This window comes from Kitasatospora sp. NPDC098663 (genome assembly GCF_044760075.1).
Classification (GTDB): Bacteria; Actinomycetota; Actinomycetes; order Streptomycetales; family Streptomycetaceae; genus Kitasatospora.
Genome location: NZ_JBIWAP010000018.1, coordinates 12,601 through 26,227 on the forward strand (window position 1 = coordinate 12,601; position 13,627 = coordinate 26,227).

Genomic DNA, 13,627 nt, shown 5'->3' on the forward strand with positions numbered 1-13,627 from the left:
CGGAGGTCAGGCCCGCAGGGTGGCTCCGCCGTCGACGTACAGGTCGTGCATCGTGATGTGGCGTGCGCGGTCGCCGGCGAGGAACAGGACGGCCTCGGCGATGTCGTCGGGGTCCGCGATCCGGCCGAGCGGGATACCCACCCGGAAGGTGGCCGGATCGCCGTCGAGCACCCGGCGTTCGGCGTCCGGGTCGGTCCACAGCGAGCGCTGCATGGCGGTGTCGGTCGAACCCGGCGAGACCAGGTTGCACCGGACGCCGGCGCCGGCGAGCTCCAGGCCGAGGCAGCGCATGAACATCGTGGTGGCGGCCTTGGAGGCCGCGTAGGCCGCCATGTTCATCCGTGGCACGCCGGCGGCGTTCGACCCCACGGTGACGATGCTGCCGCGGCCTCGCTCGGCCATGCGCCGCCCGACGGACCGGCAGGTGTGGAACACGCCGGTGGTGTTGACGGCGAAGGTGCGCTGCCACTGTTCGTCACTGGTGTCCAGGACGGATCCGGCGTGCAGGACGCCGGCCACGTTCACCAGGATGTCGATCGGGGCGTGCTCACGTTCGACCCGGTTCACCAGGTCTTCGACGGCGTCGGCGTCGGTGACGTCGAGCCGGCGGACCGACGGATCGGAGGGACGCAGGTCGCAGGCCACGACCTGGGCCCCGCGTGCGGCCAGCAGGCGGGCGACGGCGGCTCCGATGCCCTGGGCGGCGCCGGTGACCAGCGCGGTGCGGCCTGCGAACTCGGAGGACGATATCGGATCCATCGGTTACCGCACTCCTACGGCGGTCGAGGTGTCGGCGCGCCGACCGGTGGGGCGTGGCCGGACGGCACGATTGGGGACGGGGGGCATGTGAGGACTACTTCCGGAGGTCGGACCGCAACGGCGCGGACAAACGTACGACTTGGTGAGGTAAGGTTAGCCTAACCGCGCCTGGGGGTTCGGAGAGGGACGGTCGGTACGGTTCTCCGGTACTCGCTCCCGTACGACTCCCACGGCTCGCGGCCCTCCCGGGGCCCCTCGACCGGGCGATCCTTCGGTGAGACGTCCCGCGACGGGACGTTCGGCGACGACACGGGTGTCGGACGTCTGGCGGGCCGGCCCGCCGAGTGGTTCGCTGGGTACTCGACGCGGGAGCGCGCCGCCCGCCGCCTTCCGACCCCACCCCCCAGGATCCCGGGGCCCCTCATGCCGGACGAGAAGCACCGCGGCACCGCCGAAGCGATCCTCCCGCTCGTCGGCGGCCCCGCCAACATCCACTCCGTCGCCCACTGCATGACCCGGATGCGGCTGGGCCTGAACGACCGCTCCCTGGTGGACGAGGACGCGCTCAGGGCCCTGCCCGCCGTGCTCGGCGTCGTGGCGGACGACACCTACCAGATCGTCCTGGGCCCGGGCACCGTCGCCCGGGTCACGCCCGAACTCCAGCGGCTCGTCGACGCGTCCGCGCCCCGGGCCGCCGGCGGTGCCGGGGAGCCGGCGGGCTCCCGGGAGCCCGCCGGAGGCGAAGCCGCCGTCGACGCCGGGGAGCTCGCCCGGCGCGGCGCGCGACTCAGGGCACAGGCCGGGGCCAGGAACGCGACGCCGGTCAGACTCCTGCTGCGCCGGGTCGCGAACATCTTCGTGCCGCTGATCCCCGCCCTGATCGGCTGCGGCATCGTCGCGGGCGTCAACGGGGCCCTCGCCAACCTCGGTTGGGCCACCGGGCTGGTCCCGGCCCTCGCCGCGATCTCCTCGGGGTTCATGTCCCTGATCGCCGTCTTCGTCGGCTACAACACGGCGAAGGAGTTCGGCGGCACACCGATCCTCGGTGCCGCCGTGGCCTGCGTGACCGTCTACGCCGGGGTCGCCAAGGTGGAGGCCTTCGGGCACCACCTCGCGCCCGGCCAGGGCGGTGTGCTCGGGGCGCTCGGCGCCGCGCTGCTGGCGGTCCAGGTGGAACGGTGGACCCGGCGCGTGATGCCCGACGCCCTGGACGTCCTCCTCGCCCCGATGGTCACCGTCCTCGTCACCGGCCTGGTCGCCCTGTTCGGCCTGATGTTCGTCGCCGGGGAGGTCTCCACCGGGATCGGCGATCTCGCCACCTGGCTGCTGGCCCACGGCGGAGCCCTCGCCGGGCTGGTGCTCGGCGGCATGTTCCTCCCGCTGGTCATGCTCGGCCTGCACCAGGCGCTGATCCCGATCCACACCACCCTCATCGCACAGCAGGGTTCCACCGTGCTGCTGCCGATCCTCGCCATGGCCGGGGCCGGCCAGGTCGGCTGCGCCCTGGCGGTGTACGCGCGGCTGCGCCGCAACCCCTCGATCCGCGCGACCATCCGGTCCGCACTGCCCGCCGGCCTCCTCGGCGTCGGCGAGCCGCTGATCTACGGCGTCTCGCTGCCGCTCGGCCGCCCGTTCGTCACGGCCTGCGTGGGCGGGGCCTGCGGCGGGGCCGTCGTCGGGCTCCTGGGCCAACTCGGTACCGCCGTCGGCTCGACCGCGATCGGCCCCTCCGGCTGGGCCCTGTTCCCGCTGCTGGCCGGCCCGCACGGGTTCGCGGCGAGTGCGGCCGTCTACGCCGCGGGCCTGGTGACGGGGTACGCGACGGGCTTCCTGGCGACGTACTTCTTCGGCTTCACCCGCGGGATGCTCGCCGAACTCGACGTGCCCGCACCGGGGAACGACCGGAGCCCGGCCCCGGGCGACGCGGCGGACCCCGGCCGCCGGAGCACGGGCTGAACCCGTTCCGCGGCGCGGGTGGGCCTCCCGCGCAGCCTCCGTCGAGCAGTGCGGTCGCCCCGGCTCCGACGAGCCGGAGGAAGCGGGCATCCGACGGCCGTCAGGGCGCCGGGTGGGCTGTGAGGCCCGGGTGAAGGTCGTGGGTGGGGCCGGTGATCGGCCGTTGATCGGGCGTAGACGGGGAGCCTGGAGCATCTGGAACCGGAGGGGACCGGTTCGGAGGCCACAGCCTGACCACCGGGTTCCACGCGGTCGGACCACGGACCGCGCGGGTGCCCAGCGCTGATGCCGCCACTGGTCCCGACCCCCTATCAGGAGTCCGGACCACGAAGGGCAGACGAGGCATGGACGGCGGACAGTGGGTGCAAGCGGTGAGGACGGCGACGGGCTTCGGAGAGCAGCTGAGGGTGCGGCGCGAGCGGATCGGCCTGACCCAGCAGTGCCTGGCCGATCACGCCACCCTGAGCGTGCGGGCCATCCGGGACATGGAGAGCGGCCGGGTGAGACGGCCTCGGAACGAGACCGTCCGGCTGCTGGCGGACGCGCTGCGGCTGGAGGGCCGCAGCCGGGCGGACTTCGAGGAGGCCGCCCGCCGGCACCCGCTCGCCGATGAGCCGGCGGCCGTGGCGCCGGTCGCCCCGCCGGTGGCGCGGGGGGCCATCGTCGGCCGGGAGATGGAGGCCGAGGTGCTGTCCGACGCCTTCGCCGTGCACGGGGACCGGCTGGTCTCGCTGGTGGGGCTCGGCGGGGTCGGCAAGACCCGGCTCGCCCTGGAGGTGGCCCGCCGCCTGCACCTGGCCGCCTGCTGGTCGGTGCGCTGGGTGGACTGCTCCGGCGACTCGGCCCCCTGGCACGGCCGGGTGGACGACATCGTCCGGGACATCGGCGACCGGCCCGCCCTGCTGGTGCTGGACGGCGCCGACGGCGGGGTGGACGCCGACCGGCTGGACGGGCTGTTCCACCACTGCCCCGGGCTGCGGGTGCTGATCACCGCCCGGGAGGCCTGGCCGCTGCCGGGCGGGCAGGTCGTCCCGCTCGCCCCACTGCCCGTACCGTCCCCCGAACTCGACGCCCAACCCGAGGCGTTGGCGCAGATCGGCGCCGTCCGGCTGCTGCTCTCGCACCTGCGCCGGCTGCGCCCCGGCTACACCCTGGAGCGCTCCGAGGCCCCCGCCGTGGCCGCGCTCTGCCGCCAGCTGGACGGCCTGCCGGGGGCGCTGGAGCGCGCGGCGGGGTGGACGCTGGTGCAGTCCACCGCCCAGCTGCTGGCCCGGCTGTCGGCAGGCCCGTTCACGCTGGCGGCACCGCCGGTGGTGTACGGCACGCGCGGCGACGTCCGGGACGAGGTGGAGCCGGCGATCCAGCGGTTGACGGAGCGCCAGCGGGCCCTGCTGGAGGTGCTCGTGGACGAGCCCGGCGACTGGTCGGGGGAGGACGCGGTGGTCCGCAGCGGCTGGGCGCCGCAGACCTGCCTGGCGACGGTGCACGAACTGCTGTCGCGCGGACTGATCCGCAGCGTGCCCGCCCGCGACGGGGTGCGCTTCACGGTGCTCAACGTGTGCCGCCGCCTGCTCCGGGAGGAGCCCGGGCACCGGTTCGCGCCGGCCGCGGACGTCCAACTGCTCGCCGTCGCGGGCTGACCGCGCGGCGGCCGGCCGGCCGGGTGTCGATACTGCCGCTTCTTGCCCGCATCTTGCCGCACGAGCTGCCGGTCGCCGGGCCCGATCGTTCCTAGCGTTCTCCGTGGGGCTGGACCGCCGCGGAATACGCGCCGGAATTCCCGGGCCGCCGGCAGGGGCGTCGGCGGAATTCCATCGACGATCGCTACCGACGAGGGCTGGGCTGTGGAGTACGGAAACGCGGGAGAGAGCAGACCGGACGTCGTCGTGACGACGACGGCCTCGGATTCGCACACCTGGAACCTGGTGTTCCTGCAACTGCTGCTGGAGGAAATGGGCCACCGGGTGACGAACCTGGGCGCGTGCGTCCCCGACGCCCTGCTGATCTCCGAATGCCGCCGGATCGAACCGGGCCTGATCGTGGTCAGCAGCGTCAACGGGCACGGGTACCAGGAAGGGCTGCGGGTGATCCCGGCCCTGCGCGCCTGCCCGGAACTGCGGCGCACCCCGACGGTCATCGGCGGCAAGCTCGGCATCGCCGGAACCGACGACCCCGACCGCGAGCGCACACTGCTCGCGGCCGGCTTCGACCGGGTCTTCGAGGAGGGCTCCGCGGTGGCCGGGTTCCGCGAGTTCGTCGACGGGCTGCGCTCCCGGGTCCTGCTGTGACGAGCTTCGGCGCGTTCGTGGCGCAGGCCGCGGAGACCGGCGCCCTGGTGGTCCAGCCCCGGATGGGGATGGCACAGGCGGCCCGGATGCGGGAGGGCCTGCTCGCCACCCGGGCGGCGGCCGCCGTCACCGTCGGCACCATCACCCTGGACAGCTACACCCGCACCGGCGACCTCGACGCCGCGCGGCGGGCACTGGCCGCCGGGGCCGGCCTCAACGGCTACCCGATCGCCACCCACCCGGTCGAGGTCACCCGGGCGGTCCTGGCCGGGGTGGCGGACGCGGGCTTCCCGGTGCAGGTCCGGCACGGCTCGGCCGCGCCGGAGCACATCATCGGGGTGCTGCTGGCGGCCGGCCTGGACGCCACCGAGGGCGGACCGGTCTCCTACTGCCTGCCGTACGGCCGCACCCCGCTGCACGAGGCGGTGGCCCGCTGGCAGCGCAGCTGCGAACTCCTGTCTTCCATGCGGGAGTTCGGTGCGGATCCGCACCTGGAGACGTTCGGCGGCTGCATGATGGGCCAGCTCTGCCCGCCCTCGCTGCTGATCGCCATCAGCGTCCTGGAGGCGCTGTTCTTCCGCCAGCACGGGCTGCGCAGCATCTCGCTCAGCTACGCCCAGCAGGCCAACGCCCGCCAGGACGAGGAGGCGCTGGCCGCGCTCGGCCGGATCGCGGGCGAACTGCTCGCGGACGTCGACCGGCACCTCGTGGTGTACGCGTACATGGGCGTGTATCCGCGCTCGCCCGGCGGCGCCCGGCTGCTGCTGGAGGACGCCGCGCGGCTCGCGGTGCGCGGCGGTGCCGCCCGGCTGATCGTCAAGACCACGGCCGAGGCCCACCGCATCCCGACCGTCGCCGAGAACGTCCGGGCGCTGGAGACCGCCGCCGCGGCCGCCACGGCGGAACGCGCCCGCCCCCGGCCCGCCGCCCCGCCGGACACCGGGATCGAGGCCGAGGCCAGGGCCCTGATCGGCGCGGTGCTCGACCTGGACACCGACGTCGGACGGGCCCTGGTGCGGGCGTTCGCGGCCGGCTACCTGGACGTGCCGTACTGCCTGCACCCCGACAACGCCGGGCGGACGCGCAGCTCGATCGGCCCGGACGGACGGCTGCTGTGGTCCGCCGTCGGCTCGATGCCGATCGCCGGGCTCGCCGAGGGCGGCCGCGCGCCGATCCTCGGCTCGGCCGGGCTGCTGGCCGCGCTCTCCCAGGTCCAGCAGCGCTACGACGGGCGGGCCGAACGCCCGCCCGCACCCGCACCCCGGGGCCTGCCCGCCGGCCGGTGAGGCGCCGGGTGAGACGTCCGGTGAAGCGCCCGCCGAGAAACCACGCTCCACGCTCACGCTCCACGAGAGAACGAGAGAAGAGGACCCGACCATGCCCGACGCCACGCCTCTGCCGCCGACCGACCCGGGCCGGCACCTGACCGCGCCGGCCACCCGCAGCGCGCTCCGGATCCAGCAGCACCTGCTCACCGCGGCCCGCGAGTTCCTGCGCGGCCGGGGCTTCACCGAACTGCTGCCGCCGATCATCGGCCCCGTCACCGATCCCGGTGCGCGCGGCTCCAAGCAGGTGGACATCGACTTCTACGGCCACCGCTACAAGCTGATGACCAGCGCGATCCTGTACAAGCAGGCCTCGCTGCTCGCCTTCGACAAGATCTTCTGCATCGCCCCGAACGTCCGCCTGGAACCGCTGGAGACCGCCGGGACGAACCGCCACCTCGCCGAGTTCCACCAGCTGGACGTGGAGGTCGCCGGCGCGAGCCGGGACGACGTCGTCCAGCTGGCCGAGGACCTGGTGGTGCACATGGTCGACAGCACCGTCCGCGCGCTGCCCAAGGAGTTCGCCGAACTCGGCCGGGACCGGCTGGCCTTCGCCGAACTGCTGCGGGGCTCCTTCGGCCGCATCCGGCACGCCGAGGCGGTCGCCGAACTCCAGGGCATCGGGCACCCGCAGCGCGCCGAGGCCGAACTCGACTGGGAGGGCGAGGCGTTGCTGTCCGCCCGGCGGGACCGTCCGTTCTTCGTCACCGACTACCCGAAGGGCTCGCGCGGCTTCTACGACCGCGAGCACCCCGACGACCCGGGCCTGCTGCGCAACTTCGACCTGCTGGCACCCGAGGGCTACGGCGAACTGTGCAGCGGCAGCCAGCGCACCAACGACTACGCGGAGATCGTCACCCGGATGCGGGAGACCGGCGAGAACCCGCAGAAGTACCGCTGGTACCTGGACCTGGTGCGCGAGGGCGTACCGGCCAGCGCGGGCTTCGGCATCGGGGTCGAGCGGCTCACCCGGTACGTCGCCGGGCTGGACGCCGTCTGGCAGGCCAGCGCCTTCCCGAAGATCGCCGGGGTGGTGTCCCCGTGAGCGACCTCAGCGCGCCGGGATTCCCGGAGGAGGAGGTCCGGCAGCGGGCCCGCGCCGGGGCCGCCGCCGCCTTTCCGCCCGCCGAAGAGTACGGACACGTGCTGTTCGGCGCCGGCCGGTCGGGCGCGGCGGACCGGGCGGCGCCGCCGGACGCCCTGGACGCGCTGCGGATCGTCCCGCCGCTGTTCCTGCCGCAGCGGCTCGCCAAGCTGATCGACCTCGGTCGCGAGCCCGACTACCGGGACGTCAAACTGGCCACCACCATCGGCGGGTTCGCCTCCGCGCTGCCGGTGTACGTCTCCGCGACCGGCTCCACCCGGGCCGCCGGCGGTGACCTCGGGCTGGCGCTGAGCCGGCAGGCCGGGGCGCTCGGCATCCCGATGGTGATCGGCGAGAACGTGGTGCCGGTCAACGGCTACGGCCGGCTCGGCGAGGCGGCCGACCGCACGCTGCTCGGCCGGCTGCGCGCCTACACCGAGGAACTCCCGGACGGCCTCGGCGGCGTGGCCGTCCAGCAGAGCACCGAGGACGCCGACGCCGAGGTGTGGAACCTCGTCCACAGCGACCCGGCCGCCCTGCCCCTGCTGGAATCCGGGCGGCTGGCCTTCGAGTTGAAGGTCGGCCAGGGCGCCAAACCGGGCCTGGGCGGCATGACCGTGCTGGAGGCCGAGGCCGCCGCCGCGCTGGGCGACCGCTTCGGGCTGGACCCGTTGTTCGGCGACGGGCGGGTGCTGCGCGCCGCCACCCCGGGCACCTTCACCGCGGAGATCCTGCGCCAGCAGATCCGGCTGATGCGCAACAACTACCCGCGGGTGCGGATCTGGGTGAAGCTCTACCCCGGCCGGGACGTGGCCGAGGCCGCCCGGGTGGCGCACGAGGCCGGGGCGGACGCCGTCGTGGTGGACGGCGCCGAAGGCGGAACCGGCTGGGCGCCCGGGGTGTTCCTGCCGCACGTCGGACTGCCGCTCGCGGAGTGCCTGCGTCGGCTGGCGGTCGAGCCGCCGCCCTCGCTGCTGGTCTCCGGGCGGATCTGGGAAGGCGCCCGAGCGGTCAAGTGCCTGGCCCTGGGGGCCCGCGCGATGGGCCTCGGGCGGGCGGCGCTGCTCGCCGTGGCGGAGGACCGGGAATCCGGACTCCGCCGTTTCGCGGACTGTCTGGCGCTGGAACTCCGGCTGCTGATCAGTGCGCTCGGAAAGTACGCGCCGCAGGCCCTGGACCGGGAGGACGTCTGGTCCCCCGAGGAATACGGAATCACCGCCGGCCGGTAGCCCCGGCCTGCCCGGGTCGATTCCTGCGGCAGGCCCGGAAAAGCGGCACCGGAAACTGCCGATTTACTTCCTGATTTTCTGCCGATAGGGCCGTCGAATTCCCCCTATCGTCGAACTCGTCGCCGATTCATCTCACTTCTGGGGCTGAATGATGTCCTCTCGCGGTTTCCCTACTGAGAATGCTGCGCCCGAAATCACGGCGCCTGAAATCACGGTGCCCGCTTTCGAGCCGCCCGCTTTCGAGCCGTTCGCCTCCGCCGTCCGCCGCTTTCCGGAGCGGCCGGCCGTCCGCACCGGCGGCCGGACCGTCAGCTACCGGGAGCTGGACGGCCTGACCGCCGCGCTCGCCGCCCGGCTCGCCCCCGGGGGGACGGTCGCCGTCACCGGCCGCGACCGGCTGGACCACGTGGTCGCGCTGCTGGCGGTCCTGCGGGCCGGCGCCACCTACCTGCCGCTGGACCGGGAGGCCCCGGAGGAGCGCAACCGCTGGATCGCCGAGGACGCCGGGGCCTCCCTGGCCCTCGGCGGCGAGGAGCTCACCGAACGCACCGAACGCACCGAACGCACCGAACTCACCGGGCTCAGCGACGGCGCGGGCGCCGGTGCCGGTTACGTCATCTACACCTCCGGCACCACCGGGCGTCCGAAGGGCGTGCACGTCCCGCTCGCCGCGCTGACCGGCCACCTGGCCGCCGCCGTCCGGACCTTCGGCCTGACCGAGCGGGACGTGGTGCTGCAGTTCGCCCGTCCGACGGTGGACGTGGCCGTGGAGCAGGTCCTCGGCGCGCTGTCCGCCGGGGCCTGCCTGGTCCTCCCGGAGCACCGGCTCCTCTCCCCGGCCGAACTGCTGGACCTGCTGGACGCCGAGGGCGTCACCGTCGCCAACCTGGCCGCCGGCTACTTCCAGGACGTGGTGGCGGCCCTGGGCGGCCGGGTGCCGCGCACCCTGCGGCTGATGATCTCGGGCAGCGACAAGCTGGAGCCCGCCACCGCCGCGGCCTGGTGGGCCGCGACCGGGGTGCCGCTGCTGAACGCGTACGGACCGACCGAGACGGTGGTCACCGCCACCACCCACCGGCTCGCGGGCGAGCAGCCCGAGGCGGGCGTGCCGATCGGGACCGCGCTCGGCGGGCGGCGGCTCTACGTGCTCGACGAGCGGCTGCGTCCGGTGCCGCCCGGCACGGCCGGCGAACTGTACGTCGGCGGGCCGCTGCTGGCCTCCGGCTACCTCGGCCGCCCGGGCCTGACCGCCGACCGCTTCGTCGCGGACCCGTTCGCGGCCCTGCCCGCGGACCCGCCCGCGGCCCCGTCCGAGGACCCGTCCGCAGACCCCGCCGCAGCGCCGAGCGGCGCTCCCGGCGCGCGGATGTACCGCACCGGCGACGTGGTGCGCCGCGCCACCGAGGACGGGCCGCTGGAGTTCGTCGGCCGCGGCGACCACCAGGTGAAGGTCCGCGGCTTCCGGGTCGAGCCGGGCGAGATCGAGCAGGTGCTGGCCGGGTACCCGGGCGTCACCGGCTGCGTGGTGGTGGCGCGCGAGGGCCGGCTGGCCGGGTACCTGACCGGCGCCGCGCCGCGGTACGCCGAGGCGCGGGCCTGGCTGGCCGAGCGGCTGCCCGAGCACATGATCCCGGCGACGCTCACGGCGCTGGACGCCTTCCCGCTGACCGGCGGCGGCAAGGTGGACCGCCAGGCCCTGCCCGAGCCGCAGGCCGCGCCCGAGGCCCGGCCCGCCGGCCGCCCGCCGCGCACGCCCGCCGAGCAGCTGATCGCGGCGGTGTGGGCGGACGTGCTCGGGGTGCCCGAGGTCGGGGCGGACGACAACTTCTTCCACCTGGGCGGCGATTCGCTGACGGCCGTGCGGGTGGTGGGCCGGGTCTTCGACGTCTTCGGCATGGTGTCCCCGTACACCATCTTCGACGCGCCGACGCTGGCGGAGTTCGCCGCCGCGGTGACCGCCGCCTCCGGCGGTGAGCGCCCGGCGCTGGTCCGCTCGGGCGCCGCCGAGGCCCCGCTGTCCAAGTTCCAGCGCGGCCTCTGGTTCCTCGACCAGTGGAACCCGGACGCGCCGACCTACGTGGTGCCCTGGGTGTTCCGTTTCGCCGGGCCGGTCGACCCCGAGCTGCTGCGGCAGGCGCTGGCCGGGGTGGTGGCGCGGCACGAGAGCCTGCGGACGACCTTCGAGCTCGCCGAGGACGGCCCGCGCCAGATCGTCCATCCGGCCGTGGAGCCGCCGTTCACGCTCACCGAGACCACCGCGGACCAGGTGGACGACCTGGTGGCCGAGGCCGCGCTGGAACCCTTCGACCTGGAGGCCGGGCCGCTGGTGCGGGCGCGGGTCTTCCGGGCCGCCGGGGCGACCACCCTGCTGCTGCTCTTCCACCACATCGTCTGGGACGAGGGCTCGCTGCCGGTGCTGGAGGCCGAACTCCAGGAGCTGTACGCGGCGGCGGCCGAGGGGCGCCCGGCCGAGCTGCCGGAACTCGCCGTCCAGTACGGCGACTACGCGGCCTGGCAGTACCAGGACGACACCGCCGAGCAGCAACTCGACTACTGGCGTGAGCAGTTGGCCGACGCGCCGGACGCCGACGCGCTGGTGCCAGACCACCCCCGCCCCGAGGAGCAGGCCTTCCGCGGTGCGTTCCACCGCTTCGCGATGCCGGATCCGGTGGCCGGGGCCGTCCGGGCGCTCGCCCGCAGCGAGGACGCGACCCCGTTCATGGTGCTGCTCGCCGGGCTCGCGCTCACCCTGCACCGCCGCTCCGGGCAGCGCGACCTGGTGCTCGGCTCGCCGGTGAACGTCCGCGGCCGAGCCGAACTCGACGGCCTGATCGGCTACTTCGTCAACCTGCTGCCGCTGCGCCTGAACGTCGAGGAGGGCGTCTCCTTCCGCGAGCTGGTCCGGCACGTGCGCGAGGTGTCGATCGCCGGCTACCGGCACCAGGAGGTGCCCTTCGACGACATCGCGAACGCGGTGCTGGAGGAGCGCCCCGAGGACCGGAACCCGCTGTGCCAGGTGCTGCTGGAGCTGCACCCGCTGGACACCCGCCCGCTGACCGTCGGCGGGTGCGAGGTCACCCGCCAACTGCACTCCAACCCCGTCTCCCGCTTCGACCTGTCCGTCTCGGTGGACGACCGCGGCACCGGCTTCACCGGCCGCTTCGAGTACGACAGCGACCTCTTCGAGGCCTCCACCATGGCCGGACTGTGCGAGCAGTGGCTGGGCACCCTGGCCGCCGCCCTGGAGGTGCCGGGGCACGCCCTGTTCGAGGCGCAGGCCGCCCGGGCCCCGCAGGCCACCGCCCTGATCTCCGGTGAAAGGACCGTCCCGTACGGCGAGTTGAACGCCGCCGCGAACCGGCTGGCGCGCCACCTGGTGGGCCTGGGCATCGGCCGCGGCGACACCGTCGCCGTACTCGCCGACCGCGGCCCGGAGATGGTCACCGCGCTGCTGGCCGCCCTCAAGACCGGCGCCGCCTACACCCTGCTCGACCCGGACTTCCCGGCCGAGCGGCTGGCCGGCGCGGTCGCCGACACCGGCGCCGCCACGGTGATCACCCACCGCCACGCCACCGTGCCGTTCGCCGTCCAGCGCCAGGTGGACCTGGACGCCGCGGCCGCCGAACTGGCCCGGTACGCGGCGCACGACCTCGGCCTGCCGGTCGACGGCGGCGACCTCGCCTGCGTGATGTTCACCTCCGGCTCCACCGGCCGCCCCAAGGGCGCGGCCGTCCCGCACCGCGCGCTCACCATCACCTACCTCGGCCAGGACTACGCCCGCTTCGGCCCGGACGAGGTCTGGCTGCAGTGCTCGCCGGTCTCCTGGGACGCCTTCGCGCTGGAGCTCTACGGCGCGCTCTGCTTCGGCGGTGCGTGCGTCCTGCAGCCCGGCCAGCGCCCCGACCCGCAGGCCATCGCCGAGCTGACCCGCCGCCACGGCGTCACCGAACTCCAGCTCTCCGCCAGCCTGTTCAACTTCCTGCTGGAGGAGCTCCCGGAGACCTACGACGGCCTCAAGCTGGCCATCACCGCCGGCGAGCGGGCCTCCGTCACCCACGTGGCCAAGGCCCTGGAGACCTACCCCGGCCTGGTCGTCGCCAACGGCTACGGCCCGGTCGAGAGCCTCGGCCTGACCACCTGCCACCAGGTCGGCCCGGAGGACGTCACCGGCAGCTCCGTCCCGATCGGCGTCGCGCTGAACGGCAAGGGCATCCTCGTCCTGGACGAGCTGCTGCGCCCCGTCGAGCCCGGCGTGACCGGCGAGCTGTACGCCTCCGGCGGCGGTCTCGCCTACGGCTACCTCGGCCGGCCCGGCCTCACCGCCGAGCGCTTCGTCGCCTCCCCGTTCGGCGCCCCGGGCGAGCGCATCTACCGCACCGGGGACCTCGGCTACGTCAGCGCCGGGGGCCTGCTGGAGGTCACCGGCCGGATCGACGACCAGGTCAAGATCCGCGGCTTCCGGGTCGAGCCCGGCGAGATCGAGGACGCGCTCACCCGGCACCCCGCCGTCCAGGAGGCCGCCGTCACCGTCCACGAACCCGCCCCGGGCGACCACCGCCTGGCCGCCTACGTCACCGTCGGGGCCGACGCACCGGACCCGGAGGTGCTCCTCGACCACCTGGCCGGCCTGCTGCCCGAGCACATGGTGCCCGCCACCCTGGACGTCCTGGACGCCCTGCCGCTCAACCACAACGGCAAGGTCGACCGGAAGGCGCTGCCCGCCCCCGCCGGGCGCCGGGCCGCCGCCCACGACCCGCTGACCGAAGCCGAACGGCTGGTCGCCGAGGCCATGTGCGAGGTCCTCGACCTCACCGAGGTCGGCCGGGAGGACAACTTCTTCCGGATCGGCGGCAACTCGCTGGCCGCCGTCCGGGTCGCGATGCGGCTGTCCCGGGAGACCGGCACCCGCGTCCCCCCGCAACTGGTGTTCCGGGCCAGGACCGTGAGCGCCATCGCCGAACGGCTGGCCGCCCGATGACGGGCCGC

General features: G+C 74.6%; 8 protein-coding genes. 7 read left to right on the forward strand and 1 reads right to left on the reverse strand.

The window, feature by feature from the left end; genetic code table 11:
- Positions 1–6 precede the first annotated feature (6 nt).
- Positions 7–759 carry a 2,3-dihydro-2,3-dihydroxybenzoate dehydrogenase gene (dhbA, locus tag ACIQVZ_RS20585; protein WP_402451811.1) on the reverse strand — a complete coding sequence of 251 codons (753 nt, stop codon included), beginning with the start codon at positions 757–759 and terminating at the stop codon, positions 7–9.
- Between the two features lie 423 nt (positions 760–1,182).
- Here dhbA and ACIQVZ_RS20590 point away from each other — a divergent pair, with 423 nt between their 5' ends.
- The 7 genes from ACIQVZ_RS20590 to ACIQVZ_RS20620 all read left to right on the forward strand — a co-directional run bounded on the left by ACIQVZ_RS20590 (position 1,183) and on the right by ACIQVZ_RS20620 (position 13,619).
- On the forward strand, positions 1,183–2,715 hold the full coding sequence (locus ACIQVZ_RS20590) for a PTS transporter subunit EIIC (RefSeq protein ID WP_402451814.1): 1,533 nt from the start codon (positions 1,183–1,185) through the stop codon (positions 2,713–2,715).
- A 371-nt stretch (positions 2,716–3,086) separates the two neighbouring features.
- Positions 3,087–4,355 (forward strand): helix-turn-helix domain-containing protein, encoded by a 1,269-nt coding sequence (locus ACIQVZ_RS20595; protein ID WP_402451817.1) that lies wholly within the window; start codon positions 3,087–3,089, stop codon positions 4,353–4,355.
- Positions 4,356–4,601: 246 nt separating this feature from the next.
- Complete coding sequence (locus ACIQVZ_RS20600) at positions 4,602–5,003, forward strand: cobalamin B12-binding domain-containing protein (RefSeq protein WP_402451820.1); 402 nt, start codon at positions 4,602–4,604, stop codon at positions 5,001–5,003.
- A complete protein-coding gene (locus ACIQVZ_RS20605; protein ID WP_402451823.1) occupies positions 5,000–6,289 on the forward strand; it encodes a methylaspartate mutase in 1,290 nt (429 codons plus the stop codon). The genes ACIQVZ_RS20600 and ACIQVZ_RS20605 overlap by 4 nt, the downstream gene beginning before the upstream one ends.
- A 91-nt stretch (positions 6,290–6,380) precedes the next feature.
- Entirely contained in the window at positions 6,381–7,373 is a 993-nt protein-coding gene (locus ACIQVZ_RS20610; protein ID WP_350886573.1) for an asparagine synthetase A, read from the forward strand.
- Positions 7,370–8,641 carry a glutamate synthase-related protein gene (locus ACIQVZ_RS20615; RefSeq protein WP_402451824.1) on the forward strand — a complete coding sequence of 424 codons (1,272 nt, stop codon included), beginning with the start codon at positions 7,370–7,372 and terminating at the stop codon, positions 8,639–8,641. The genes ACIQVZ_RS20610 and ACIQVZ_RS20615 overlap by 4 nt, the downstream gene beginning before the upstream one ends.
- Before the next feature lie 214 nt (positions 8,642–8,855).
- The gene (locus tag ACIQVZ_RS20620) at positions 8,856–13,619 is read left to right on the forward strand and encodes an amino acid adenylation domain-containing protein (protein ID WP_402451826.1); all 4,764 of its coding nucleotides are present in this window, start codon (positions 8,856–8,858) and stop codon (positions 13,617–13,619) included.
- The last annotated feature ends 8 nt before the right edge of the window (positions 13,620–13,627 follow it).

What these genes read in the sequence shown, in the direction of transcription:
- dhbA (WP_402451811.1), bottom strand. Translation starts at nt 759, where the DNA reads ATGGATCCGATATCGTCCTCCGAGTTCGCAGGCCGCACCGCGCTGGTC.
- ACIQVZ_RS20590 (WP_402451814.1), top strand. Translation starts at nt 1,183, where the DNA reads ATGCCGGACGAGAAGCACCGCGGCACCGCCGAAGCGATCCTCCCGCTC.
- ACIQVZ_RS20610 (WP_350886573.1), top strand. Translation starts at nt 6,381, where the DNA reads ATGCCCGACGCCACGCCTCTGCCGCCGACCGACCCGGGCCGGCACCTG.